General features: G+C 64.5%; 23 protein-coding genes. 15 read left to right on the top strand and 8 right to left on the bottom strand.

Going from position 1 to position 26,407, the window contains the following annotated elements; translation table 11 throughout:
* The first annotated feature begins 288 nt into the window (after positions 1-288).
* From HA399_RS04140 to HA399_RS04125, 4 genes are all read left to right on the top strand, one after another.
* Positions 289-1,320: a hypothetical protein gene (locus HA399_RS04140; RefSeq protein ID WP_404326156.1), complete on the top strand. Its 1,032-nt coding sequence runs from the start codon at positions 289-291 to the stop codon at positions 1,318-1,320.
* Positions 1,320-2,279, top strand: coding sequence for a diguanylate cyclase domain-containing protein (locus HA399_RS04135; RefSeq protein ID WP_052384343.1), 960 nt, complete (start codon positions 1,320-1,322; stop codon positions 2,277-2,279). The genes HA399_RS04140 and HA399_RS04135 overlap by 1 nt, the downstream gene beginning before the upstream one ends.
* Entirely contained in the window at positions 2,276-3,748 is a 1,473-nt protein-coding gene (locus HA399_RS04130) for a bifunctional DedA family/phosphatase PAP2 family protein (protein WP_404326155.1), read from the top strand. Before HA399_RS04135 ends, HA399_RS04130 begins: the two co-directional genes overlap by 4 nt.
* A 122-nt stretch (positions 3,749-3,870) precedes the next feature.
* Entirely contained in the window at positions 3,871-4,749 is an 879-nt protein-coding gene (locus HA399_RS04125) for a DMT family transporter (RefSeq protein ID WP_404326153.1), read from the top strand.
* A 92-nt stretch (positions 4,750-4,841) separates the two neighbouring features.
* Here HA399_RS04125 and HA399_RS04120 read toward each other — a convergent pair whose 3' ends face one another.
* The 3 genes from HA399_RS04120 to mpl all read right to left on the bottom strand — a co-directional run bounded on the left by HA399_RS04120 (position 4,842) and on the right by mpl (position 7,649).
* Positions 4,842-5,471, bottom strand: coding sequence for a LysE family translocator (locus HA399_RS04120; protein ID WP_192838401.1), 630 nt, complete (start codon positions 5,469-5,471; stop codon positions 4,842-4,844).
* Between the two features lie 85 nt (positions 5,472-5,556).
* Complete coding sequence (locus tag HA399_RS04115; protein WP_215823969.1) at positions 5,557-6,210, bottom strand: flavin prenyltransferase UbiX; 654 nt, start codon at positions 6,208-6,210, stop codon at positions 5,557-5,559.
* The gene (gene mpl, locus HA399_RS04110; RefSeq protein ID WP_404326152.1) at positions 6,207-7,649 is read right to left on the bottom strand and encodes a UDP-N-acetylmuramate:L-alanyl-gamma-D-glutamyl-meso-diaminopimelate ligase; all 1,443 of its coding nucleotides are present in this window, start codon (positions 7,647-7,649) and stop codon (positions 6,207-6,209) included. Before mpl ends, HA399_RS04115 begins: the two co-directional genes overlap by 4 nt.
* Positions 7,650-7,843: 194 nt before the next feature.
* Here mpl and HA399_RS04105 point away from each other — a divergent pair, with 194 nt between their 5' ends.
* Positions 7,844-9,106 carry a 6-phosphofructokinase gene (locus HA399_RS04105; RefSeq protein WP_043331973.1) on the top strand — a complete coding sequence of 421 codons (1,263 nt, stop codon included), beginning with the start codon at positions 7,844-7,846 and terminating at the stop codon, positions 9,104-9,106.
* Positions 9,107-9,268: 162 nt separating this feature from the next.
* Here HA399_RS04105 and HA399_RS04100 read toward each other — a convergent pair whose 3' ends face one another.
* Both HA399_RS04100 and HA399_RS04095 read right to left on the bottom strand, forming a co-directional pair.
* Positions 9,269-9,928 (bottom strand): NAD-dependent epimerase/dehydratase family protein, encoded by a 660-nt coding sequence (locus HA399_RS04100; RefSeq protein ID WP_404326150.1) that lies wholly within the window; start codon positions 9,926-9,928, stop codon positions 9,269-9,271.
* A gap of 47 nt (positions 9,929-9,975) precedes the next feature.
* The gene (locus HA399_RS04095) at positions 9,976-11,703 is read right to left on the bottom strand and encodes a bifunctional protein-serine/threonine kinase/phosphatase (protein ID WP_043331977.1); all 1,728 of its coding nucleotides are present in this window, start codon (positions 11,701-11,703) and stop codon (positions 9,976-9,978) included.
* 264 nt (positions 11,704-11,967) lie between these two features.
* Here HA399_RS04095 and ppa point away from each other — a divergent pair, with 264 nt between their 5' ends.
* Entirely contained in the window at positions 11,968-12,498 is a 531-nt protein-coding gene (gene ppa / locus HA399_RS04090; RefSeq protein ID WP_043331979.1) for an inorganic diphosphatase, read from the top strand.
* A 134-nt stretch (positions 12,499-12,632) separates the two neighbouring features.
* On the opposite strand, the gene HA399_RS04085 is transcribed toward ppa, so the two are convergent.
* The gene (locus tag HA399_RS04085; protein WP_043331981.1) at positions 12,633-13,736 is read right to left on the bottom strand and encodes a DUF2333 family protein; all 1,104 of its coding nucleotides are present in this window, start codon (positions 13,734-13,736) and stop codon (positions 12,633-12,635) included.
* Between the two features lie 552 nt (positions 13,737-14,288).
* Here HA399_RS04085 and dsbD point away from each other — a divergent pair.
* The 8 genes from dsbD to purH all read left to right on the top strand — a co-directional run bounded on the left by dsbD (position 14,289) and on the right by purH (position 23,199).
* Entirely contained in the window at positions 14,289-16,322 is a 2,034-nt protein-coding gene (dsbD, locus tag HA399_RS04080; protein ID WP_404326148.1) for a protein-disulfide reductase DsbD, read from the top strand.
* A 256-nt stretch (positions 16,323-16,578) separates the two neighbouring features.
* Entirely contained in the window at positions 16,579-17,019 is a 441-nt protein-coding gene (aroQ, locus tag HA399_RS04075; protein ID WP_043331983.1) for a type II 3-dehydroquinate dehydratase, read from the top strand.
* Positions 17,020-17,192: 173 nt separating this feature from the next.
* Positions 17,193-17,666: an acetyl-CoA carboxylase biotin carboxyl carrier protein gene (gene accB, locus HA399_RS04070; RefSeq protein WP_043331985.1), complete on the top strand. Its 474-nt coding sequence runs from the start codon at positions 17,193-17,195 to the stop codon at positions 17,664-17,666.
* Between the two features lie 19 nt (positions 17,667-17,685).
* Positions 17,686-19,026, top strand: a complete 1,341-nt coding sequence (gene accC / locus HA399_RS04065) for an acetyl-CoA carboxylase biotin carboxylase subunit (protein ID WP_043331987.1) — start codon at positions 17,686-17,688, stop codon at positions 19,024-19,026.
* A gap of 124 nt (positions 19,027-19,150) precedes the next feature.
* Positions 19,151-20,065: a 50S ribosomal protein L11 methyltransferase gene (gene prmA, locus HA399_RS04060; protein WP_404326147.1), complete on the top strand. Its 915-nt coding sequence runs from the start codon at positions 19,151-19,153 to the stop codon at positions 20,063-20,065.
* A 166-nt stretch (positions 20,066-20,231) separates the two neighbouring features.
* Positions 20,232-21,266, top strand: a complete 1,035-nt coding sequence (gene dusB, locus HA399_RS04055; RefSeq protein WP_215823965.1) for a tRNA dihydrouridine synthase DusB — start codon at positions 20,232-20,234, stop codon at positions 21,264-21,266.
* Entirely contained in the window at positions 21,263-21,559 is a 297-nt protein-coding gene (gene fis, locus HA399_RS04050) for a DNA-binding transcriptional regulator Fis (protein WP_043331993.1), read from the top strand. The genes dusB and fis overlap by 4 nt, the downstream gene beginning before the upstream one ends.
* 62 nt (positions 21,560-21,621) lie before the next feature.
* Complete coding sequence (gene purH / locus HA399_RS04045) at positions 21,622-23,199, top strand: bifunctional phosphoribosylaminoimidazolecarboxamide formyltransferase/IMP cyclohydrolase (protein ID WP_404326145.1); 1,578 nt, start codon at positions 21,622-21,624, stop codon at positions 23,197-23,199.
* A gap of 118 nt (positions 23,200-23,317) precedes the next feature.
* Here purH and HA399_RS04040 read toward each other — a convergent pair whose 3' ends face one another.
* Together HA399_RS04040 and HA399_RS04035 are read right to left on the bottom strand one after the other, a co-directional pair.
* Positions 23,318-24,427, bottom strand: coding sequence for an amidohydrolase family protein (locus HA399_RS04040; protein ID WP_404326144.1), 1,110 nt, complete (start codon positions 24,425-24,427; stop codon positions 23,318-23,320).
* A 61-nt stretch (positions 24,428-24,488) separates the two neighbouring features.
* Positions 24,489-24,728 (bottom strand): DUF2061 domain-containing protein, encoded by a 240-nt coding sequence (locus tag HA399_RS04035; RefSeq protein ID WP_043331997.1) that lies wholly within the window; start codon positions 24,726-24,728, stop codon positions 24,489-24,491.
* Positions 24,729-25,078: 350 nt separating this feature from the next.
* On the opposite strand from HA399_RS04035, the gene glsB reads away from it, so the two are divergent.
* Positions 25,079-26,020, top strand: a complete 942-nt coding sequence (glsB, locus tag HA399_RS04030) for a glutaminase B (RefSeq protein ID WP_054555045.1) — start codon at positions 25,079-25,081, stop codon at positions 26,018-26,020.
* Positions 26,021-26,407: the final 387 nt, after the last annotated feature.

Below are 26,407 nucleotides of genomic sequence, written 5' to 3'. Positions count from 1 at the left end.
GGCCGGGCCCCGCGTGGGCATTCCCCAGAGAAGCCCTGACGTGCAGCCCTGACGTGAAGGCCTGATGTAAAGGCCAGACGTGGTGGTCTGATGTGAAGGCCTCAGAGGCGTAGACACTTTTGTCACTCGCCGTTTGGGGTATGCTGCCATTATTGCAGACGACGTTGCATGATCGGAGCACCGTCGCATCTTGCAAACGTGCAGGCAATGCCCACGTCACAGACCGTTCGGCCAGGGAATTCGGCCGATTTCGCGCCATCCACGGCAAAGGTGCCAATATAAGTCACCATGGAGATCAAGTTCAAAGTCCGTCTCAGTCAGTTCGTCTGTCTGCTCGGCTCTGTATTGCTGCTGCTGGAAGCGGCACGACAGATCAGTATCGGCCTGACGCTCACTGCCCTGTTGCTGGCGGTGGGCGGCACGATGTTGTTGGTGGTCTCTCTCGCCCACGAGCTGTTCACCCTGCGCTGGTTCCGCACGCTGGTGATGCTCAGCGTCGCGCTGATCATGAGTGCGCTGGTACTGCTGGCCCCGCAGCAACACCTGATGTGGCTGTGGGGCTTTGCCGTCCTGCTGCTCTACCCGCGCCCGCGCTGGCTGGCACCGGCCTGTGCACTGATCGGGCTGGTCACCACCTGGCTGGCGCTCGCTCAGCTGGGCAGCGACTGGCTGAGCCTGGGCATCGGCATCACCGCGACCCTGATGGCGCTCGGTGCCATCGGTGGACGGCGCCAGCAGCAGGTCTGGATGCAGCTGGAGCGGCGTGGTCGGCGTGATTCCAACCGCGCGATCTGGTCACAATACCAGCTGATGCGCGACCTGCCGCGGGAAATTGCCCGTGCCGATCGCGAGGACATCCATATCGAATTGATCCTGCTCGCACCGGTCAAGACCGGTCGTCTGGCCAATCGTCGCCTGATGAACACCCTTGACAGTGCCGCGCTACCACATGAGACCCGCTACCAGCTCGATGACGGGGCACTGGCCGTCCTGCTGGTCACCCGCGGCGAGCGCATGGCCAGCCTGCGCCGTCGTCAGTTGATCGAGCATCTCGCGATGCCGATTCGCGCTCGCGTGCAGCCTCTCAACGACAGTGACCCCAGTGCGCTGGACCTCAAGCGCCTCAGCGCCCACCTGAGCGATGAACCGCAGCCGATCACCCTGCTGCCGCCACTGCCTCGCAAGCCTGCCGACGCCGATGCCTCGTCAGACGAAACCTCGACAGACAACGCCCCGTCAGACCATGGGCGAGACACCCTCAAACCGGCCAGCGCGGCAGACAAGGTCGCCGTGGCACCGTCGCGGGGGAATGATCACTGATGTCTCCTCTGCACAGCCTGGCCCATCGCGAGCGTCGCGAACTCGCCAATCGCAAGACACTGATCATGCTGCTGGCCGCCGCGGTGATCGCCACCTATGCCCTGTGGCGCTATCTGGTGGGCGATTTCGAGCATATCCTGACGCCGGTGCTGGCCACCTTGCTGATGGCGATTGCCGCCGGCCTCAATCACCTCGATGATGAGCAGCCGCTGCCTTCCTATCTGACGCTGATCGCCAGCTACCTGATGCTGGCACTCGAGGCGCCGGGCACCTATCCGGGCATGTCGCTGTGGCTGGGACTGCCCAGCGTGCTGACATTGCTGCTGTTGCCCCTGGCACCGGCGATGCTGCTCAATCTGGTGCTGGCACCGCTGTGGCTATGGCTATTGGGCCAGCAGGAAGACAACTTCGGCGAGATACTGCGCTACCTGTGTCTGCTGCTGGTGGCCAGCCAGCCGTTCGTCATCAACAGCCTGCAGGCGGGTGTCATGAGCCTGACCGCCAGCGAGGAAACCGAGTGCAACGCCTTCAACGCCCGCACCGGTCAGCAACGACTGATCAGTGAGGCGGCGCGTGCGCGGGCACTGGACCAACCGTTCAGCATTCTGGTCGTCTATCTGCCGCAACTGGACATGCTCGGCGAGCAGTTCGGCGAAGACAGGCGCGTCGAATGCCTGGCGATGGCCTGCGACGTGATGCAGGAGGTCTCGCGCCAGGGCGACCTGCTCTGTCGAAGCGACAAGTCGTCCTTCTGGCTGATGCTGCCCAATACCGGCGAGGCGGGAGCGCTGATCATGCGCGAGCGCCTGACCGCGGCGCTGGCAGCGGCCACACAGCCGGAAACCGGCTCCATCATTGCCCGCGCGCGCCTGGTGACGTACAAGGCCGATGACACCACCCAGAAACTCGAGCAACGCCTGCTGGCCAGCCAGCTTGCCCTGATGGATCTCAATGAATGAGCGACACCCTTGCGTCACTGCTGCATTGGCTGAACCCCAGTGTGATGATCGATACCCTGATGACCACGCTGAGCGATCACCCGGCAGCCCTTGTCGCCGTCATCGGCCTGGTCTCACTGCTTGAATCTCTCGCCATCATCGGCCTGCTGGTGCCGGGCGTGGTCATTCTCACCGCCGGCGCCTCCCTGGCCGGCCATCTCGAACTCTCGCTGCCGATACTGCTGGCCGCCGGTGCGCTGGGCGCCATCATCGGCGATGGCGTGAGCTTCTGGCTGGGCATCCGCTATCGCGATCAACTGCCCGGCCGCTGGCCCTTCTCGCGCCATCCCGAGTGGATCGAGCACGGTCAGCAGTTCTTTCATCGCCACGGCAGCTGGTCGATCGCCTTCGGGCGCTTCGTCGGCCCGGTGCGCCCGATCATCCCGCTGGTCGCCGGCATGCTCGACATGCCGCCGGCGCGCTTCTTCCTGGTCAATGGCCTCTCGGCGCTGGCCTGGGCACCGGCCTACCTGCTGCCGGGCTATCTGCTGGGCCAGACCTGGCAGTCACTGTTCACCCTGCCGGAAGGGGCCGATGGCCTGCTGGTCGGCCTGGCCAGCGGCCTGATCGCCTGTGCCTTCGCCTTTTCCTTCCTGCGTCGTCAGCTGGGCCGCGAGGGCCGCCTCTATCATTGGCTGGCTCGTCGCATGCGTCGCAGCCCTTCCGGACGGCGTCTGTGGTGGCAGCTGCGTCATCCCGACCCCGAGGGCGAGTTTCCGCTCGCCTCGATGGCGCTGCTGATCTTCGCGGTGATCAGCGTGCCCGCCATGAGCCTGGCGGTGCTGGCCCATCCCGAGCCGTGGTGGATCGACCGCGTGGCCGCCTCGCTGGCCGCAAGCCTCACCTCACTGATGCCCGAGGACTGGCTGCGCGAGGCAAGCCTCGTGCTGTCTCGTCTCGCCGATGGCACCGGCCTGGCGGCACTCGTGGCTCCGTGGCTGGTATGGCTGCTGCTCAAGGGTCGCCATGCGGTGTGGTTGCATCTGACGGCCGCCTGGCTTTGCATCGCCAGCGCCAATACCGTGCTCAAGCACCTGATCCAGCGCCCGCGTCCGGATACCCCCGCCTTCCTGGAAGGATCGATGTCGTTTCCCAGCGCCCATGCCGCCGGCAGCGTGGCAGTATTCGGGCTGGCCGCCGCCTTCATCGCCGAGCGCCAGCCCTCCTCGCGACGTCGCTGGATCTACTGGGCAGCCATCGCCGCCTGTACGCTCGTCGGACTGTCACGCATCACGCTTGGGGTCCATTACCTCAGCGATGTGCTGGGCGGTGCCTGTCTGGGGCTGCTGGTCTGTGCGCTGGTGCGCATCAGCTATCCCGCCTTCGTGCGCCAGCCCTCTGCCCCCCTCGACTCGCCAGCTCCGCTGCTGTGGTTGAGCATGGCGAGCCTGCTGCTGTTGGCGGCACGCTTCGTCTGGCTGCCGCTCTAGTCTGTCGCGATCAGACTGCTGCCGCTCAGGCCGTCGCGATAACGTTGCCGTGATAACGCTGTAAACCGATGAGCCGCCTGAGATGGCGGCTTTTTCACTACCCCCTGATGACGAGGAACCTCATGCCCGGCCCTGCTGCCCCTCCCTCCAACCAGCCCCAGGCGCTGATGTCGATTCATCTCGGCATCGCGCTGCTCGGCGGTACGGCGCTGTTCTCGAAAGGCGTGCCTCTCTCGGCGCTCGATATCACCACCTGGCGCAGCCTGCTGGCGGGGCTGTTCCTGCTGTGGCTGGCGCGCCTGAAATGGCATGTCTCGCTGCGTCTGAGCGGGCGCGACTGGGCCTTGCTGGGCACCGCCGCCGCGCTGATGGCCGCGCACTGGGTGAGCTACTTTCACTCGATGCAGGTGTCTTCCGTGGCCACCGGCATGCTGGCGCTGTTCACCTATCCCATCTTCATCGTGCTGCTGGAGCCCTGGGTGGAAGGCACGCGCCTGAAAGCGAAGGACCTGGCGGCAGCTGGGCTGGTCTGCATCGGCGTCTGGCTGCTCGTCCCCGGCGGCGACAGCAGCGCGCAGGGCGACAGCCTGGCGGGAGTGTTGTGGGGTGTGTTCTCGGGCCTGTTGTTCGCGGCGCGCAATCTGCTGGTGCGCTACCGTCTCAGCCACCTCAACCCGGTGCTGTCGATGAGCCTGCAGGCGCTGGGCGTCGTGGCGCTGACGCTGCCGTTCGTCTCCGGCGAGATCATGGATGCCAGCCCCTCGACGGGGATCGCCATGCTGGTGCTGGCCATCGTCTTCACGGCAGCACCGCATGCGCTGATGACCTTCGCCCTCGGCGGCCTCAAGGCCAAGACCGTCGGCATGATCGGCTGCCTGCAACCCGTCTACGGCGTGCTGCTGGCGTGGTTGATTCTCGGCGAGGTGCCCACCTGGCTGACGCTGGTCGGCGGCAGCTTCATCGTGGCGGCGGCAGCACTTGAGACCCTGCGCCGCAGCTGAACCAAAGCCGCGCCCCTGAACACATCAAGGCCCGCCAATGGCGGGCCTTGATGTGTTCACAAGCTGCAATGCCTGGCCCAGTCATGCCGAGATCAACCGGTCGCGAGCCAGATTCCCACACCGATCATCAGCGTACCGGCCACGCGGTTCATCAGGCGCACACGCGAGCCACGCCCCAGCCAGCGCGCCAGGCTGCTGCCACCGCCGGCGTAGAGCAGCAGGCAGGTAAATTCAAGCGTCAGGATGATGCCGACCAGCGCGATCAACTGCGGCGCCAGCGGCAGGCTGGCATCCAGAAACGGCGGCAACAGGGCAATGAAGAACGCCCAGCCCTTGGGGTTGGCGATCGCCGTCACGAAGCCCTGTGCGGCCAGTGCGCGCCGCGAGGCGCGCGGTGCCGCCGCATCCTCCCCTGCTACCCCCAGGGCCAGACGGCCGCGTGAGCGCCACATCTGGATCCCCAGCCAGGCCAGATAGGCGCCCCCCGCCAGCTTGAAGGCCGAGAACACCATCGGATAGCGCAGCATGATGGTCGCGACGCCGATCACCGCCGACACCGCCACCAGCCCGACGCCCAGCAGTTCGCCCACCATCATCCACAGGGTGCGCTTGACGCCCTGGGTCATGCCCAGGGTCATCGCCAGCGTCATGCACATGCCCGGCGTCAGCGAGACCAGAAAGAACGTCGGCACGAACACCGACAACAATGACCAATTCAGCATTCCCTGCTCTCCTTGCACAGTCTGATGCAGTGCCAGAGGGATGCCTCTGACAAGCTCTCACCCGAGCGGTTCGACTGACCGCCCTTCAATCGCCGCTGACATGTCCCTCGCCCCAGCGCGGCATCAGCGTATGCGAGATTCCCAGCTGGTTGAGAATGCGCGCGACGATGAAATCGATCATGTCATCGAGGGTCTGCGGGCGATGATAGAAACCGGGCGCGGCGGGCAGGATGACGGCGCCCATGCGCGTCAGACTCAGCATGTGTTCGAGATGGATGGCCGAGAACGGCGTCTCGCGCGGCACCAGAATCAGCGTGCGGCGCTCCTTGAGGGCCACGTCGGCGGCGCGCTCGATCAGGTTGTTGCTGGCCCCTGTCGCGATCGCGGACAGCGAGCCGGTGGAACACGGACACACCACCATGGCGCTCGGCGCGCCGGAGCCGGAAGCCACCGGGGCCATCCAGTCCTCGCGTCCGAAGCAGCGAATCTGGCCGGGCCTGGCGGCGTAGCGCTGCGTGAGCACCTCGGTGAGACGCGCCGGGCGCGCCGGCAGCTCCTCGTCGGTCTCGGTGGCGATCACCATGTGCGCCGCCTTGGAGACCATCACCATCACTTCATGACCGGCCGCGACCAGACACTCGATCAGGCGCAGGCCGTACTGGGCACCGGAGGCCCCGGTCAGCGCGACGGTGACCGCCGACTTGAACTCGCCCTCTGGGGCTGTCGCTTGCGTCTTCATGCTTCACCTTCACGTGCTGCCAGCGCCGCCAGAAGGCGCTCGTGGATACCGCCGAAGCCGCCATTGGACATCACCACCACCCAGTCGCCGGCGCGGGATTGATTGGCGATCTTCGCGATCAGGGCGTCGAGGTCCTGCTCGACCTCCGCTTCCACGCCGAGCGCGCGGCACTCGCTGACCGTCTCCTCCAATGACCAGCCAAGGCTGGGGCCCGCAAACCAGCTGACGCGGTCGGCCGCGGTCACTGAAGCCGGCAGACGCGCCTTCATGGTGCCGAGCTTCATGGTATTGGAGCGCGGTTCGATCACCGCCCACAGGCGACCGCCCTGCCCTTCGGCCGCCACGCCCGGCGCCAGACCCTCGAGCGTGGTGGCGATGGCGGTCGGGTGGTGCGCGAAGTCATCGATGACCTTGACGCCTGCCACCTCACCGCGCAGCTCCTGGCGACGTCTGGGCGGCGCGAAACGCGCGAGCGCCTCCAGTGCCACCTCGAGACTCACGCCGCATTCGACGGCCGCGGCCACGGCGGCGCAGGCATTGGCCACGTTGTGGCGCCCGCGCATCGCCCACTGGCACTCGACGAAGCGATCCACCTCGCCTGAGTCACCGGCCGGCGGTGCCAGTGCGAAGTGACTGCCGTCGGCACTGATCAGACGATAGCGCCAGTCGCCACCGGCATTCTCGATGCCGCTCTCATCGCCGAAGCGCGTCACCGGCGTCCAGCAGCCTTGATCCAGCACGCGCTCCAGCGCCTCGGCACCGGCGACGGCGTCCGCCGCGACCACCAGCTTGCCGCCTGCCGGCACGGTGCGCACCAGGTGGTGGAACTGACGCTCGATGGCGGCGAGATCCGGGAAGATGTCGGCGTGATCGAACTCGAGATTGTTGAGCACGGCGATGCGCGGACGGTAATGCACGAACTTGGAACGCTTGTCGAAGAAGGCCGTGTCGTATTCATCGGCCTCGACCACGAAGGGCGCCCGGGGGTCGCCGATACGCGCGGAATCGCCCAGCTGCGGCGGCACGCCACCGATCAGATAGCCCGGCGCGAGGCCCGCGCATTCGAGAATCCAGGCGGTCATGGTCGCGGTGGTGGTCTTGCCGTGGGTGCCGGCGATGGCGATCACCGGACGGCCGGTCAGCACCTCGTCACACAGCCATTGCGGGCCGGAGGTATAGGCCAGCCCACGCTCGAGCAGTGCCTCGACTTCGGGGTTGCCGCGCGAGACGGCATTGCCGACCACCGCAAGATCAGGCGCGGGGACGAGATTGTCGGCCGCATAGCCTTCCATCAGGGTGATACCGGCCTCGGCCAGCTGTGTGCTCATGGGCGGATAGACGTTGGCATCGCTCCCCGTGACGCGATGACCGCGTGCGCGCGCCAGAAGCGCCAGAGAGCCCATGAAGGTACCGCAAATACCGATGACGTGAAGGTGCATCTGTTTCTCCAATCCGGAAGCCCGAGCAGCCTAGCATGCCCGTCAGGCGGCGAGTAGCGCGCGGCCTGTCAGGGATGGACGACACCCCCAGTGGCATTCGGGCGTCGTGCAGGGGTCATGTCTTTCGGATATGATGCGGCGGGTAAGCGCCAGCCCGTTCAAGACCATGACAAGGAAGCAGAGACGAGAAGCCCATGCCCCAGCACAATGCCTTCTACGCCCAGTCCGGTGGCGTTACCGCCGTCATCAACGCCAGTGCCTGTGGCGTCATCGAAGCCGCTCGTGAAAACGGCGACCAGATCGGCAAGCTGTATGCCGGTCACAACGGCATCATCGGTGCCCTGACCGAAGACCTGATCGATGTCAGCCAGGAAAGCGACGAGAACATCGCCGCGCTGCGCCACACGCCGGGCGGTGCCTTCGGCTCCTGCCGCTACAAGCTCAAGAGCATCGAGGACCACCGTACCCAGTACGAGCGTCTGATCGAGGTGTTCAAGGCCCACGACATCCGTTACTTCTTCTACAACGGTGGCGGCGACAGCGCCGATACCTGCCTGAAGGTCTCCCAGCTGGCCGAGACCATGGGCTACCCGATCCAGGCCATCCACGTACCGAAGACCGTGGACAACGACCTGCCGATCACCGACAACTCGCCGGGCTTCGGCAGCGTGGCCAAGTACATCGCCACCTCCACCCGTGAAGCCGGTCTCGACATCGCCTCCATGTGCGCCACCTCCACCAAGGTGTTCATCCTGGAAGTCATGGGTCGCCACGCGGGCTGGATCGCCGCTGCCGGTGCCCTGGCCGGTGAGGATGCCACCCAGCCGCCGCACATCGTCGTCTTCCCGGAAGTCGCCTTCCACCGCAAGGAATTCATGGCGCGCGTCGATGCCTGCGTCAAGGAACACGGCTACTGCGTGGTAGTGGTCTCCGAAGGTGCGCGTTACGAAGATGGCACCTTCCTGGCCGATGCCGGCAACACCGATGCCTTCGGCCACCGTCAGCTGGGCGGCGTCGCGCCGACACTGGCCGGTATGGTCAAGCAGGACCTGGGCTACAAGTACCACTGGGCGGTGGCCGATTACCTGCAGCGCGCAGCGCGTCACATCGCCTCCAGGACCGACGTCGAGCAGGCCTACGCCACTGGCCGTGCCGCCGTCGAGATGGCGCTGGCCGGCAAGAATGCCGTGATGCCGGCGATCCGTCGCCTCGGCGATGGCGCTGACTACGCCTGGGACATCATCGAGGCGCCGCTGGAGCAGATCGCCAACCACGAGAAGTTCATGCCGCTGGAGTTCATCACCGAAGATGGCTTCTACATCACCGACGCCTGCCGCGAATATCTGTCGCCGCTGATCCAGGGCGAGGACTTCCCGCCGTTCGTCAATGGTCTGCCGGCGGTCGCCAGGCTCACGCTGGCCAAGGTCGAGAAGAAGCTGACACCGTTCACGATCTGATCACCTGGCGTTGACGCGCCTGAGCGATCCGTCGCTGATACGGCCAGTTGCTGACTGACCCGGTAGCTGACTGTCCCGGTCGTTGACAGAGCTGGTAGTAGACAGTGAAGCGAGTGTAAAAAAGCCCCGCACAGGCGACTGTGCGGGGCTTTTTGATGGCTGTCAGTTGTCATGCAGAGAGGGGAATACCTCCTCCAGCCGGTACACCGCATGCGCCTGCTGCTGACGCTGGCTGACCTCGACCATACGCGCCGCCACCTGAGCGCCACGGATCGGGCGATAGCGCTGCAGGCCCGGCAAGCGGGTGAGCACCGGCAACAGATAGCGACCCAGCGTCTCGCCCAGGCGGAACTCGCTGCGCTCCCCCACCAGCAATGACGGCTGGAAGATACTGATACGCGCAAAGGGTAGCGCCTTGATGGCCACTTCCAGCTCGCCCTTCATCCTGAGATAGCCATTGCGGCTCGCGTGATTGGCGCCGCTGGAGGAAACCAGCAGGTAGTGCGTCACTCCCTGGGCGGCCGCCAGCCGGGCGGCGCTCAGTTGATGATCGATATCGACACGCCGCTGGGCCTCGAGCGACCCCGCCTGCTTGAGCGTGGTGCCCAGGCACGAGAACAGCAGGTCCGCCTGGAAACAGTGGCCCCAGTCTTCCAGGCGCGCGAAGTCGACCACATGGTTCTCGACCTTGTCAGAGTCGCCAGGCGCCGGCCGGCGCGTCAGCGTGATGACTCGGGCGATGGCCTCGCAGGTGATGAGCTCAGCCACCACCTCGCGCCCCACCACGCCGGTCGCCCCGATCACGATCGCGGTCTGTCCCATACATCTCTTCCCTCCACCATGGCCTTGAGCCCCATCAGGCTCTGCGCTCACTTCAGCAGCCAGGAGAGCACCAGCAGCAACAGCAGGATACCGGCGACGCCCTGCCAGAAATTGGCCGGTTCACGTATCGCCTCCGAGGGCGTCAGCGCCTTGCCGGGGTCCTGCTGCGGCAGGCGCAGCGCGTAAAGCAGCTCAGACAGGCGGCGATAGCGCAGGGTGCGTTGCGGGTCCAGGGCGCGCCTGAGGGCGTCGTCCAGTATCTGTGGCACCTGGGGATTGCGCATCCGGGCTGGCTGATACTCCAGCAGCTCGAGATCGGTGTGGGTGCGCAGCTGCTCCATCGACTGGGCATAGGGCTGCATGCCGGTCAGCAGCCAGTAGATCACCGAGGCCAGGCCGTATTGATCGCTGCGACGACTGACATCGGCACCAAGCGCATATTCCGGCGCGCTGTGTTCGGTGAGGCCGACCTGACGCGCCAGCGGACCGGCGCTCTCGTGGCCATCCCCCTCACGCAGATGGCAGGCGCCGAAATCGACCAGCACCACCTTGCCATGACGATCGATCATCACGTTGTCGGGGTGGATCAGCTGGTGCAGCACCTCACGACGATTCAGAGCATGCACCGCCTTGCCAAGCTGGCGCGCGATATCGAGACGCTGCTCGAGATTGGCCTGCGGGTGCATGCGCGCCCATTCGGTCAGTGTCTGCGCCTCCAGATGCTCGAGCAGATAGTAGAGGTGATCACGCGGGCGTGACGGCTCCACCACCTTGACCACGAAGGGCGAGCTGACGCGGTCCACCACCCACTGCTGGAGCAGGAAGTGCTCGAGATAGGCGTTCTTGAGCGACAGCTCCGGGCTGGGCGCCTTCATCACCATCACGCGCCGGCTCTTGAGGTCACGCACCTTGTAGACGCGTACCCGCGCGCTGCGTGACATGACTTCCATCACTTCCAGGCCATCGATGCGGTCGCCCGGCTCCAGTTCACGCGGTACCGGCAGGTCGCCATAGACGCGCCCCGGCGTATCGTCAGAGGCAGTCGCCAGGCGATCGATGCGCACCAGCTGGAAGCAGAACTGGTCGGCCGTGTAGCCGCGCTCATCGGCGCGGTCCGCCGCGGCATGCGCCAGCCGCTCACTGGCGGCATCGAGATCCGAGACGTCATCGCGAATCAGTGACACGAAATCGGAAGGCAGCAAGGTGCCGCGCACCGCCTGGGTGGTGAACAGGAAGATATCGCCCTGCTTGAGCGGCAGCTCGATGTAGTCGATGTCGAGGCTGACATCCATGCCCAGCGCCCGCGACGGATATCGATAGCCGCCGAGATCGGTGACATGGTCACGCGAGATCTGCTCGAACTCGCCGCCACGCAGCCGGAAGACCACCGTGTCGCCGGCATGGAACAGATGCGCCGACTGGCCCCGGAAGACGACGGCGGAAATCGAGGTCACGTAACTGCCGCCCCGCACGAAGCGGCTCTGGCTGTAACACCAGCTGTTCAGCGCCCGCAGCACGCGGGTCGCGGAATACTTGACGCTCCAGTTGTCGGGCGTGGCGAAGTAATCGGCCAGAAAGCCACGCACGGCAAGGTCGCCGGCCTGCTTGGCAATCGCGTTCTTGCTGGTGGTGTCGGCGATCAGCGCACAGCCGCCCTTGGCCGCCAGCGGGCCGCGCTCCAGCGGTATCTCCAGCGACATCGAGCTGCGATGACGCTTGCGGTCGGGAGCCACGAAGGCCTGACCGTAACTGAGTGAAAGCTCTGCATCCGCCAAGGCGGTCTCCTTGCGTCTCGATCCTGCCGTTACGTTTCATGCATGCGGTGGTGACGCAGCGCCAGCCGATGCTGAACGCACAATCGCCGTTGCGCCGCGCTGGACGGCCCCAAGTGTTACCCGAGTCAGCCTGCAGTGCCACCACTCGTTGGTGCAACGCAAGGCGATCGAGCGTGGCATAATGGCAAAACGGTCTGCCAGTTCGTATAATTCAGCGGAATTTTGACCCGCAGGCCTTCAACCCGCAAACCCAAGGACTCGACAATGAGTTTCGACAAGATCCCCGCTGGCAAGGAATTGCCGAACGACGTCTACGTAGCGATCGAGATTCCGGCCAATCACGCGCCGATCAAGTACGAGATCGACAAGGACATCGATGCGCTCATGGTGGATCGTTTCATGGCCACCCCGATGTTCTACCCGGCCAACTACGGCTACATCCCGAACACCCTGGCCGACGATGGCGATGCCCTCGACGCGCTGGTCGTGACCCCGTATCCGGTCGCACCGGGCAGCGTCATCCGTGCGCGTCCGGTCGGCGTGCTCAACATGAGCGACGAAGCCGGTGAAGACGCCAAGCTGGTCTGCGTCCCGCACCAGAAGCTGACCTCCCTGTACGACGACGTCCAGGAAGTCACTGATCTGCCGGAACTGCTGCGTCAGCAGATCGCGCACTTCTTCGAGAACTACAAGGATCTCGAGAAAGGCAAGTGGGTCAAGATCGACTCCTGGGACGGTGCTGATGCCGCCCGTGCCGCGATCGAGAAGGCAGCCGCTGCCTACCAGAAGGACTGAGTCCTTCTGAAGTGATGCGCGATTCAGGCATCACGATGCAAAAAAGCCCCCGTCATTGACGGGGGCTTTTTCGTTTCCGGCTCACGCCCGACACCGGTGAGGAGAACCCTCAGGCGGCATCGGGCGTCACGGGATCAGCCCTTCTCGAGCAGGCTGCGCAGGTCACTGATCGCGGAGTTGGCACGCGCGACGTAGTTGGCCATCACCAGCGAATGGTTGGCGAAGAAGCCGAAGCCGGAGCCATTGAGGATGATCGGGCTGCCGATATCGGTCTGGGTCGCTTCCAGCTCACGGATGATCTGGTCGATGGAGGTCAGCGCGTTCTTGTCTTCCAGCACGCCCTGGAAGTCATGACGCACAGCCTTGAGCAGATGGATCAGCGCCCAGGAGGTGCCGCGTGCCTGATAGAAGACATCGTCGATCTCGAGCCACGGCGTCTTGATCTCTTCTTCCGTCTGGGTGCTCTTGGCCGAGGTGGCGCTCTTGTCGCCGGCCAGGCTCAGGTTGAGCTGCGACTTGCCGACACTGGCCGACAGACGCTGGGACAGGGAACCGAGGCGATTCTCGACATCCGACAGCCAGGCCACCAGGTTGTCGGCACGCGCGTAGAACTGGCCGTTGTTCTGGGTGTCATCGCTCAGACGCTTGAGGTAGTCGCCCAGCTCACGGTTGGCGTCGGCATATTCATGCTCGGCTTCCGGCAGCATCCAGGCATTGGCATCGATGAACAGCAGGGATTCGGCCTTGCCCAGTGCCTTGTCATCGCTGGACTGAGACTGCGAGCGGCTGAATTCCTTGCGCAGCTCACGCGTCATGTCACGCACCTGTACCAACACGCCATATTCCCAGTTGGGCATGTTGTCGAGCATCAGCCCCGGCGGCGCCACATCATTCTTGAGATAACCGCCCGGCTTGTGCAGCAGGGTGTCGTTGAGCTTCATCAGGGTGGCGACGGTCGCGGTGCCTGTCGGCAGGGTCTCGAAAGCCGGTGCCGGCTCTTCGCCCTCGACCTTGGCCACCGGTGCGGCCAGACCATGCACGCGAGCCAGTTCGGTGCGCGTGGCCTGATCGATGTTGAACTCGTCCGGTTCACTGCTCCAGTAGATACCAAGGCCAACGCAGACCAGCAGGTAAATGACGAACAGCCCGATCAGTGGTTTCCAGATCCAGCCATACTGAGGCGTTTCCAGCACATCGCGATTGGCGCCGCGCTTGCTGCCTTTACCGAATAGGGCCATGCGTTCTTCCTTGTATGAAGCCTTGTAGAAAAAGCCGTGTGAGAGACGAGTCAGACCTGCCTGAACGGATGTGAGCCGCGCCGATGCATCCAGCGCCGGTACTCATGACGTACGTCCTATCCTATCATGCGCCCCTGCACGTGCCAGTCGCACTCGGTGAAGTGCCGGTTCTGTGACAAGGTGCGATGCGCTCCGGATTGCGGGCTGGGCCACGGGCCTGGTCGTGGACCGAGCCGCAGGCGGGGCGAGGACCGAGTCGCGGGCTGAGTCGCGGTACGAGCCGAGGGCCAGACTGCCACCCGCGCAGGCGGCTTCACCACTCGAGCCCGATACGTTCTCACACGCCCTCACACGAGCGGGATGTCTGCTACATGGTGGCACATTCATCCGCGTGCAAGTCGTGCGCGGCGATGATGGGCTGGCTCACGATCCAACGCTCGCCCCCGAGCAGGATGATGGCGGCGCGACACTGCAGTGCCTTGAGGCCTGCAGGATGTTCTTTCGGCACTGTATAAGGATGCTTTCGTGCTTCGTTCGTTCTTGAAAGTCAGCATGGCGCTGCCAACGGGCCGCGCACGCCCCTCCGCGTTATCACGCCTGCTGGGCCCTGAGTTGCTGGCAACCCTGCTGGCGGTCGCGCTGGTGGTCGCGCAGGCAATGACGGCGCTGCCCGCCAATGCCGGCCTGTTCAGCTCAGACTCAGGCTCAAGTTCAGGCTCAAGTTCAAACGCCAGCAGCGGCTCCAGCAGTGCGGCGTCCAGCCTGTTCGGCGGCGGCAATCAGGGCGATTTCCTGCCGGTCAGTGAAGCCTTCACGCCGCGCAGCTGGCGCGAGGGCGACACCCTGTATGTCGGCTTCACCAGTGCCGAAGGCTATTACCTCTATCGTCATCAGTTCAGCTTCTCGACCACCAGCGACCAGGTCGTGCTGGGCGACGCCGACCTGCCGCCGGGAGAGCTGAAGAACGACCCCTACATGGGCGAGGTGCATGTCTTCCACGATGCGCTGGTCATTCGCATCCCACTTATGAGCGCCTCCTCTGGCAAGGCACTGCGTGACGACACACCGGCCAGCGGCCCGGTCCCGCTCTCCATCACCTTCCAGGGCTGCGCCGATGCCGGGCTCTGCTATCCGCCGGAGACCGTCACGCTGCAGGCCGGTGAGCAGAGTGCCCCTGCCCCCTTCGCGCAGCTGATGCCGTCCGCCAGCCAGCCGAGCGATAAGACGGCGTCGACGGAAAGTCGCACCACAACAGCCCCGATCAGCGGCACCGATGCCGGCTTCAGCGCACTGTTCGCGGATGCCAGCCTGCTGACGGCTCTGGGGCTGTTCTTCCTCGCCGGTCTCGGGCTGACCTTCACGCCCTGCGTGCTGCCGATGATTCCGATCCTTAGCTCGATCATCGTCGGCCAGCGCCCCAGCCGCCCGCGCGCCTTGCTGCTCTCCACGAGCTACGCCCTGGGCATGGCCCTGACCTACGCCGCGGCCGGCACCTTGATGGGCCTGTTCGGCGCGGGGCTCAACCTGCAGGCGCATCTGCAGGCGCCTGCCGTGTTGATTCCCTTCGCTGCCTTGTTCGTGCTGTTCGCGCTGGCCATGTTCGGTGCCTTCAATCTGCGCCTGCCCAGCGGCATGCACTCACGCCTCGACGCGCTGCAAGGGCGCCTGATGAACGCCGGCCCCGGTGGCCTGGCGCTGGCAGGCGCGTTATCGGTACTCGTGGTATCGCCCTGCGTCTCGGCACCTCTGGCCGGTGCGCTGGTCTATCTTTCCGCCAGTGGCGATGCCATGACCGGCGGGCTGGCACTCTTCGCGCTGGGACTCGGCATGGGCGTGCCGTTGATTCTGGTCGGCACCTTCGGCGCCAGCCTGCTGCCCAGGGCCGGCGGCTGGATGGAGGGCATCAAGCAGGCCTTCGGCATCCTGCTGCTGGGGGTGGCGCTGTGGCTGGTGGAGCGCTTGCTGCCGGCCTCGCTGGCAGTGCTGGGCTGGGCCATTCTGGCCATCGGCACCGGCGTGGCGCTGGGGGCGCTCAGCGCACAGACCCGAGGCTGGGCGCGTGCCCGTCAGGCACTGGGACTGGTCGCGCTGGGCTGGGGCATGATCAGCCTGCTGGGCGTGGCAGGCGGCGCAAGCGACCCGCTGCGCCCGCTGGCCCCCTTCACTGGCGGCACATCATCCGGGCAGGCTACCGAGACGTCACTGGACTTCACCACCGTCAGCGACATGAGCGAGCTCGAACATGAGCTGGCACTGGCCGCCAGCCGCGGCCAGCCGGTCTTCGTCGACTACTACGCCGACTGGTGCATCTCGTGCAAGGTGATGGAGCGCGAGGTCTTCCCCAAAGTCGCCAGCCAGTTGCGCCAGTTCCACCTGATTCGCGCCGACGTCACCAGTACCGGGGCCGCGACCCAGGCACTGCTCAAGCAATTCGGCCTGTTCGGCCCTCCTAGCCTGCTGTTCTTTGCCGATGAACGCGAGCTCACGGCGGCGCGCATCCAGGGGGAGGTCAACGCCAGTCAGCTCGGTCAGCACCTGACGGCGGTGCTGGATCAGCTGCGCGGCACCTCGCAGCGCGCCAACTGAAAGGTGTGCCTGTCACAGGCCCGGCGCGGCGCAGCTGCTGCCGAGACGCATGCGAGGACGAAGAATGCGGCAAAATCTTCGGTTCAGTGCCAAACTGGACAGCGTTCGAGAATTTCGGCAGAATCCGCGTCACTACGGCAACAGCCTACGCTCAATAGGTAAACGTCGTGGATAGTGACGGTATCTTTGCATTTTCTTCATGGGTTAACAGCTCAATGAGCCTGGTGCTCGAGCACGGCTGACACAAGGGACTTTCATGGCGCGCATCCTGGTACTCAACGGCCCCAATCTCAATCTGCTGGGGACCCGTGAACCCGAGGTGTATGGCACCACCACGCTGGAGGATATCCACCAGCGTCTGGTCCAGCGCGCCAGCGCGGCCGGCCATCAGCTGGACTGGCTGCAGTCCAATGCCGAGCATGTGCTGATCGAGCGTATCCACCTTGCCCGTGAAGATGGCACCGCCATCATCCTGATCAATCCGGCGGCCTTTACCCATACCAGCGTTGCGCTGCGCGATGCGCTACTCGGCGTCGCACTCCCGTTCATCGAGCTGCACCTTTCCAACACCCATGCCCGCGAGCCGTTCCGCCACCATTCGTATCTTTCCGATGTGGCACGTGGCGTGATCATGGGCTTTGGCGCTCGAAGCTATGACATGGCGCTTGACGCCGCCCTGGACGATCTCGCGCAGTAAGGGCACGTCCAGAGCGGTGTTCACGCACCGCCATCAGGCCTCATCACTGCCTGATACCAGGATTCACCGGCCATCGCCATGGTCGGGACAGCCGTCGGGGCTGTCGCCCGCAGCCGCCGCTATCACGGCTGCACACCCCCATTTCCAGCCACATTTACATCGGGATTAATTTCATGGATATCCGCAAGGTCAAGAAGCTGATCGAGCTGCTCGAAGAGTCCAACATCAGCGAAATCGAGATCCAGGAAGGCGAAGAGTCCGTTCGCATCAGCCGCCATCCGCAGGGCTTCGCCCAGCAGCCGATGATGCAGGCCCCGATGATGATGCAGCAGCAGCCGATGCAGCAGGCCGCTCCGGCAGCCGCTGGCGCCGCTGAAGCACCGGCCGCTCCGGCAGCACCGGCAGCGCCGCAGGGTCACACCATCAATTCCCCGATGGTCGGCTCCTTCTACCGTTCTCCGGCGCCGGGCTCCAAGGCCTTCATCGAAGTCGGCCAGAGCGTCAAGAAAGGTGATACCGTCTGCATCGTCGAAGCCATGAAGATGATGAACCAGATCGAAGCCGACAAGGATGGCGTCGTCGAAGCCATTCTGATCGAAGACGGCGAGCCGGTTGAATTCGACCAGCCCATGATCGTCATTTCCTGATCCCAACGGACACGTCACCATGCTCGACAAGGTACTGATTGCCAACCGCGGCGAGATCGCCCTTCGCATCCTTCGCGCCTGCAAGGAACTGGGCATCAAGACGGTAGCGGTGCACTCCAAGGCCGACCGCGACCTGATGCACGTCCGCCTGGCGGATGAAGCTGTGTGCATCGGCCCGGCCTCCTCTGCCAAATCCTATCTCCACATCCCGGCGCTGATCGCAGCCGCCGAGGTGACGGACGCCGACGCCATCCACCCGGGCTACGGCTTCCTGTCGGAAAATGCCAACTTCGCCGAACAGGTCGAACGTTCCGGCTTCGCCTTCATCGGCCCGCGCGCTGACACCATCCGCATGATGGGTGACAAGGTCGCGGCCATCGAGGCGATGAAGCTGGCCGGCGTTCCGACCGTGCCGGGTTCCGACGGCCCGGTGCCGGAAGACGAAGACGAGATGTACGCCATCGCCGAGCGCATCGGCTATCCGGTGATCATCAAGGCCGCCGCTGGCGGTGGTGGTCGCGGCATGCGCGTGGTGCACTCCAAGGCCAGCCTGCTGTCCTCGGTGAGCATCACCCAGGGTGAAGCGGCCGCGGCCTTCGGCGACGGCACGGTGTACATGGAGAAATTCCTCCAGAACCCGCGTCACGTCGAAGTCCAGGTACTGGCCGATGGCCAGGGCAACGCCATCCATCTGTATGACCGCGACTGCTCCCTGCAGCGTCGTCACCAGAAGGTGCTGGAAGAAGCACCGGCGCCGCAGCTGGACGAAGAAGCGCGTGCCAAGGTACTCAAGTCGTGCACCGATGCCTGCATCGAGATCGGCTACCGTGGCGCCGGCACCTTCGAGTTCCTGTACGAGAACGGCGGCTTCTACTTCATCGAGATGAACACTCGTGTTCAGGTCGAGCACCCGGTGACCGAAATGGTCACTGGCATCGATATCGTCAAGGAACAGCTGCGCATCGCCTCCGGCCTGCCGCTGTCCGTGAAACAGGAAGATATCGAGCTGCGCGGTCACGCCTTCGAGTGCCGTATCAATGCCGAGGATTCGCGCACCTTCATGCCGTCTCCGGGCAAGGTCGAGCTCTATCACGCGCCGGGCGGTCTGGGCGTGCGCATGGACTCGCACCTGTACTCCGGCTACACCGTTCCGCCGCACTACGACTCCCTGATCGGCAAGCTGATCACCTGGGGCGAGAGCCGCGAGATCGCACTGACGCGCATGCGCAATGCCCTCGACGAGCTGCTGGTGGAAGGTATCAAGACCAACACTGACCTGCAGAAGGATCTGGTGCGTGATGCCGGCTTCCAGGAAGGTGGCGTCAACATCCATTATCTGGAGAAGAAGCTGGGCCTGTAAGACGCCCCGCTTGAGATCGGTGACGCGTGTTGCCGATAGACGCACGACAGAAGGGTGGCCTCGGCTGCCCTTCTGTCGTCTGTGCCCTCCTCCCCTTTCTTATCGCCCATCGACAGGAGTCACCATGTCCTGGCTGCAACTCAAGGCGCGTATCGCCCCCGACCACGCCGAGATTCTCGAGCATCTGCTGATGGAAGAAGGCGCCTGCGCCATCACGCTCCAGGATGCAGAAGACCAACCGCTGTTCGAACCGGACCTCGGCAGCACGCCGCTATGGAGCGAGACTGTCCTCACTGGCCTGTGGGATGGCACCGAAGGCATCGAGGCCATGCGCGAGCGGGTCAAGGCCGGCTGGGCGGCACTGATTCCCGATGAGCCCTGCCCGGAGATCGAGGTCGAGATCCTCGAGGACCGTGACTGGGCCCGTGAATGGATGGACGGTTTCGAGCCGCTCAAGATGGGCCAGCGCCTGTGGATCGTGCCGAGCTGGCACGATGCGCCGGAGCAGGACGCCGTCAACCTGATGCTCGATCCGGGCCTGGCCTTCGGCACCGGCACCCATCCGACCACCGCCCTGTGCCTGGAATGGCTCGATGGGCTGGCCGTCGATGGCAAGCTCGCCCAGCACAGCGTGCTCGACTTCGGTTGCGGCTCCGGCATTCTTGCCATCGCCGCGCTCAAGCTCGGCGCGGTGGATGCGCTGGGCACCGATATCGACCCGCAGGCGCTGCAGGCCTCACGTGAGAACGCCCAGCGCAATGACGTCAGCGACCAGCTGACCCTGTGCTACCCGGACCGCCTGCCGGACGCGGGCTATCAGATCGTGGTCGCCAACATCCTGGCCGGCCCGCTGGTCGAACTGACTCCGCAGATCGCGGGCAGCGTCGCCCCGGGTGGCCTGCTGGCGCTCTCCGGCATTCTCGCGCCCCAGGCGGGAGAGGTGCTCGACGCCTATCGTGAAGCTGGCCTGATCATGGAAGAACCCACCGAGCGCGATGGCTGGGTACGCCTCAATGGTCAGCGTCCACTGATGGGCTGAGCCACGCCATGAGCGCCGCAGCCGCGCAGGGAGAACGCATCCGCGATGCATTGTGGATGAAATAGCCCTTCAAACCCTGCGGCGCTCTAGGTATCATGACGCCCCCGCGAATCCCTGACACGACAGCGGCTCGCGCGCCTGACACCACTCGCATGACACGAGACCCATGACCGATACCCCGCTTCCCGCCGACCTGCCCCGCATCGGCGTACATCAGCTTCCCAATCGCGTGATTCTGGCCCCGATGGCCGGTGTCACCGATCGCCCGTTCCGACAGCAATGTCGTGAGCTGGGCGCCGGGCTGGTGGTATCGGAGATGGTGACCAGTGACAAGCGGCTGTGGAATACCGTCAAGTCCCGCACGCGCATGAACCATGCCGGCGAACCCGGCCCGCGTGCCGTGCAGATCGCCGGCGGTGATGCCGCCATGCTGGCCGAGGCCGCGGCGCTCAACGCCGAGATGGGTGCCGAGATCATCGACATCAACATGGGCTGCCCGGCCAAGAAGGTCTGCAACAAGGCCGCCGGCTCTGCCCTGATGCGCGACGAGAAGCTCGTCGGCGAGATTCTCGATGCCGTAGTGCGCGCCGTGGACGTGCCGGTCACGCTCAAGATGCGCACCGGCTGGTGCGAAGAGACGCGCAACGCCATCGCCATCGCGCGCATGGCCGAGAACGCCGGCATCCAGGCGCTGTCCGTGCATGGTCGCACTCGCCAGCAGAAATATACCGGCGAGGCCGAATACGACACCATCGCCGCCGTGAAGGCCGCGGTGTCGATTCCGGTCTTCGCCAATGGCGATATCGACAGCGGCGAGAAGGCGCGACATGTGCTTGACTATACGGGCGCCGACGCCGTGATGATCGGCCGTGCGGCCCAGGGCAATCCCTGGATCTTCCGCGAGATCAATCACTACCTGGCCACCGGCCAGGTAGCCTGTGGCCCGAGCGATGCGGAGCGCGCCCTCGTGATGCGCACCCACCTCGAGGCCCTGTACGAATTCTACGGTGACTACATGGGAACGCGCATCGCGCGCAAGCATGTGGGCTGGTATCTGGCGACGCGGGAGGATGGCAGTGAGCTCAAGCGCCACTTCAATCCCCTCGAGGAGCCGGAACAACAGCGCCAGTTCCTGACCCGCCTGTTCGGCGAGCCGGAAGGCATCGCCCGCACCGAGACGCAAGGAAGTCACGCAGCATGACCAGCAGGCACCCTCTTTCACCCGACGACGCAAGCCAGGCCACCCTGATGACGCCCGTGCGGCACCATCAGACCCTGCGCGAGGCGGTCGAGCACTCCATGGCGCGCTACTTCGCCCACCTGGATGGCGAGCAGGTCACCGACCTGCATGCCATGGTGATGGCCGAGGTCGAGGCGCCGCTGCTGGAGGCGGTGATGGCCCACGCGCAGGGCAACCAGACCCGCGCCGCCGACATGCTGGGCCTCAACCGAGGCACACTGCGCAAGAAGCTCAAGCAGTTTGATCTGATCTGACCCCGCCGGGGCACCTTTACAGGTGCCCCGGCGTCTTTTTGTTGATCCACGAGTGGAGCATCATGCAAGCCAAGCCCCAAGCCATCCGTCGCGCCCTCCTGAGTGTTTCCGACAAGACTGGAATCGTCGAATTCGCTCGTGCCCTGGACGCCCGCGGCGTCGCCCTGCTGTCCACTGGCGGTACCTTCCGCCTGCTCAAGGACAACGGCCTTGCCGTCACGGAAGTGTCCGAGCACACCGGTTTCCCGGAAATGATGGATGGCCGGGTCAAGACCCTGCACCCGAAGATCCACGGTGGCATTCTCGGCCGTCGCGGCCAGGATGATGCGGTGATGGCCGAGCACGGCATCGACCCCATCGATATGGTCATCGTCAATCTGTACCCGTTCGCCGCTACCGTGGCCAACCCGGATTGCTCGCTGGAAGACGCCATCGAGAACATCGATATCGGCGGCCCGACCATGGTGCGTTCCTGCGCCAAGAACCACGCCCACACCACCATCGTCGTCAACGCCTCGGACTATGACCGCGTGATCGCCGAGATGGATGCCAACGACAACGCCGTCAGCGATGACGCGCGCTTCGATCTGGCCGTGGCTGCCTTCGAGCACACCGCCGCCTACGATGGCGCCATCGCCAACTGGCTGGGCCAGCGTGTCGAAGGCGGCAGCGAAGGCCTGCCGCGTCAATACAACGTCAGCCTGAGCAAGAAGCAGGACATGCGTTACGGCGAGAACCCGCACCAGAAGGCGGCCTTCTACGTCGAGGATGGTGCCACCGAGGCCAGCGTCGCCACGGCCGTGCAGGTGCAGGGCAAGGCGTTGTCCTACAACAACGTCGCCGACACCGATGCCGCCTTCGAGTGCGTCAAGGCCTTCGACGAGACCGCCTGTGTCATCGTCAAGCACGCCAACCCGTGTGGCGTCGCCATCGGCGAGTCTGCCCTGGCCGCCTACGAGCGTGCCTTCCAGACCGACCCGACCAGCGCCTTCGGCGGCATCATCGCCTTCAACGTGCCGCTGGACGCCGAGACCGCGCAGGCCATCGTCTCACGTCAGTTCGTCGAGGTGATCATCGCCCCGGGCATCAGCGAAGAAGCGGCTGCCATCGTCGCCACCAAGGCCAATGTGCGCCTGCTCGACGTCGCGGATGCCTGGGCGGCCGAACGTACCGGCGGTCACGACTTCAAGCGTGTCACCGGCGGCCTGCTGGTTCAGGACCGCGACCAGGGCATGGTCGGCCGCGATGAGCTCAAGGTCGTCACCGAGCGTGCACCGAGCGAGCAGGAACTCAACGACCTGACCTTCGCCTGGAAAGTGGCCAAGTTCGTCAAGTCCAACGCCATCGTCTACATCAAGGATGGCCAGACCATCGGTGTGGGCGCCGGCCAGATGAGCCGCGTCTATTCTGCCAAGATCGCCGGCATCAAGGCCGCCGATGAAGGGCTGGAAGTGCCGGGCTCCGTGATGGCCTCCGATGCCTTCTTCCCGTTCCGCGACGGCATCGACGCCGCTGCGGCGGCTGGCATCACTGCCGTCATCCAGCCGGGTGGCTCCATGCGCGATCAGGAAGTCATCGATGCGGCCAACGAAGCCGGCATCGCCATGGTCTTCACCGGCATGCGTCACTTCCGTCACTGATCAGAGATCGCCGGACATCGCTGCCCTGCGGAGGTGTCTAGAGTAGCGCTCACGCAGAAGCCCCCGCCAGCGACATGCTGGCGGGGGCTTTTTCATGCGCACCTGACAAGAAACGCGGTCATTTGACCGGCAGGTCGACCCAGCGCAGGAAGTTGTCGCGCGCCACATTGCGCGCCGCCTGTGGCGACAGCGCATCGAGGAAGGGCGTATAGCTGGCGAGGATATCGCCCACCGAGCCGAAGCGCCCTACCACATCACTGCCGAGCACGAAGCGCTGCGGGAAGCGCTCGACCAGCGCCACCCAACGCGAGCGCGGCTGCCCTTCATCATCCAGCAGGTAGGGTTCCAGCACCGACCAGGACAGGTCGATATTCAGGTTGGGATAGGTTTCCAGCATGCGCTCGATCTCGCCGTGCAGCCAGGTCATGCGCCCCAGACGGCGATTGAGCTCGGCACTGGTCCCGGCGTGTGCCCAGATGAAGGTCGTGTCCGGATTGTCGCGCACCGCACTCTCGAATTCCTCGAGATACAGGCCCTCATGCCCTTCCCGCTTGCTGGTGATGTTGGAATGCACCATCACCGCCAGCCCCTTCTCCGCCGCCAGCGCATAGACCTTCATCAAGGCCGGATGATTGGCGCGCGGCGTCTCGCCTTCGGTCAGGCGCGTCAGGTCGTCATGGCGCGTGAAGACCTCCCCGATGCCCTTCCAGAAGCCGGGATAGATCGCCATCAGCTGGCGAATCTCGTCGGCAGCGTTCAGATCGGTGGGGTTGAAGCCGGTGATGAACGGCGAGAAACGCGCCTGTACCGGCTCGGGCGCGCGAGTCAGCGCCTCGGCCAGGATGTAGTCGGTACCGGAATACCAGTAGACCGGCGCATCATCGCCCATATAGTAACGTGGCTTCTTGGGCGCGTCCTGCTGCCATTTCTTGGCAACGCCGATGCCCGTAACCAGGGCGTGATCGACCTGCGCCTCGTCCATGGCATCCAGCAAGGCCCCCAGACCATCACCCTGCTGAAAGAAGTCCACGAAGTGCAGGTGGGCGTCGCTGTAGTGATAATCACGCGTCTCGTCGGCTGACACGGATTCGAGGCCAGCTAGGCTGCCGGCAAGCCCCAGCAGCAACGCCAACGCCCCCTGGACGAGAGGACGTTGGCGGGCGCGGGCAGGACAAGATGGCTGGGCAGGAAGAGAGGCACGGGCGGCGCGAGGGGCAAGCTTCAGCATGGGGAGCTCCGGGAAAAGGTCGCTCGATTCTGCGGCGCATCCCTGCCACGCGCAAGCAGCCTCAGCCCGCCAGCGCCGCCCCGCTCATGGCGTTTCGCGAATTCGCCTCGCTCTCAGCAGCCTGCTGGCGGCGCGCGGTGACACGGTTCCAGACCTTTTCATGGAAGAAGAAGGCGACGGTGTTGACCGCCGGCTCGACGATGGCGACCAGGCCGCCGACCACGATATCGCCGGTCAGCAGGTAGGTGACGCCGAAGGCGATGGAGAAGTGCATGCTGGCAAAGGTCAATGTCTTGATCATGTTGGCTGCCCTCCGGGTGGTCTACTCAGCGAGACGCTGAGCCTCAGCGCGTCGCATGTCATGGGGTCAGGCAACTGCGTGCTGCCTTGATGAACCAATAATAACGATTCTCAACTGCATGTAGAAATCACTTTGCACTACCTGGCTGATAAGCGTCAACTATCACGCGATTGAGCCGACCTGATGGCACGCCCTGCCAGCGGCTTCGAGCGCGCCAGCTGCGGTCATATCCGCTAGAATGCCCTGCCGGCCCCTCGCGCCACTCTCGACCTGATGCCCGATGGCGCCGTTGTCACGAGAGCCCGGCCAGCTTCGCGCCCTTTTCCCTCCACCGCTGCTTCAAGGTTGCCATGACGCCGCCACTCGACCCCGATGCTCTCCAGACACTGCTCGAACGCCTGTCCGATGATGCCAGCCGCTGCTTCAACGAAGGCAAGGTCGCGGACTATATCCCGGCACTGGCGCAGGTCGACCCTGACCAGTTCGGCATCGCCGTCTGCCATGTGGATGGCCGTGTACAGTACGCCGGCAGCGCGCATACTCGCTTCTCGATCCAGTCGATCTCCAAGGTGCATGCGCTGGTACTGGCGATGCAGCGTCTTGAGAGCGACGAGATCTGGTCGCGTGTCGGCCGTGAGCCTTCCGGCCAGGCCTTCAATTCGATCATGCAGCTGGAGGTCGAGAACGGCATTCCGCGCAATCCCTTCATCAATGCCGGTGCTTTACTGATCACCGACCTGCTGGTGTCGCGTATCGTCTCGATCCAGAACACCCTGCGTGAGCAGCTCAGGCGTCTGTCCGGCAGCGACGATATCGGCTTCGATGAAAAGGTCGCGCGCTCGGAAATGGACCACAAGGCACGCAATGCCTCGCTGGCCTACCTGATGCAGGCCTACGGCAATGTGCATTCCGATGTGGATGACCTGCTGGATACCTACTTCCACAGCTGCTCGGTGTCGATGAACTGCGTGGAACTTGCGCGCAGCTTCGCCTTCCTCGCCAATCGTGGCGTCAATCCGCTGGATGGCAAGGAAGTGGTCTCGCCGCTGGAGACACGCCAGCTTAATGCCTTGTTGCTGACCTGCGGGCTTTACGACGCGGCAGGCGACTTCGCCTGGCGAGTGGGACTGCCGGGCAAGAGTGGTGTCGGCGGTGGCATCATCGCCATCCTGCCGGGACAGATGAGCATCTGCGTCTGGTCACCACGCCTGGACGGCTACGGCAACTCGATTGCCGGGCGGCATGCACTGGAAGGCCTGGTGGCGGGCATGGGGCTTTCGCCACTGGGGTGAGACCTGCGAGCCGAGAAGAGAGGCTGAGATGGGAGGGTTGAGAAGTGAGCGTTGCGGCATCAGGATTGCGGCACGAGAGCCAAGATCCGAGATCCGAACCCGAGATCAGAGATAAGAGTTCCGGCAATAAAAAAGGGCGAGTCGCGTCCGCCACGCCACTCGCCCTGTCTTCAATCCTTGAAGACTATCACCACAGGTCCCGCTCTTTGACTATAGCGTAAATAAGCATATGCACAAGTAAGAGAATGCCGACAAAGCACGCCTGTCTTTGGCCCTGATCTGCGGAAAAAGACCGCGGCATACCGCTTTGGTCTGACACGTGCAGCGCCATCAATCTCCGAGACTCTCCATCTCTACGACCAATGACTCATGCGCCTCTTGTCGCGA

Origin of the sequence: Cobetia sp. UIB-001, from assembly GCF_044789135.1 — a bacterium.
In the GTDB taxonomy this organism is placed as follows: domain Bacteria; phylum Pseudomonadota; class Gammaproteobacteria; order Pseudomonadales; family Halomonadaceae; genus Cobetia; species Cobetia amphilecti.
Note: the sequence above shows the minus strand (reverse complement) of the source record. Positions and strands in the feature narration are given on the sequence as shown.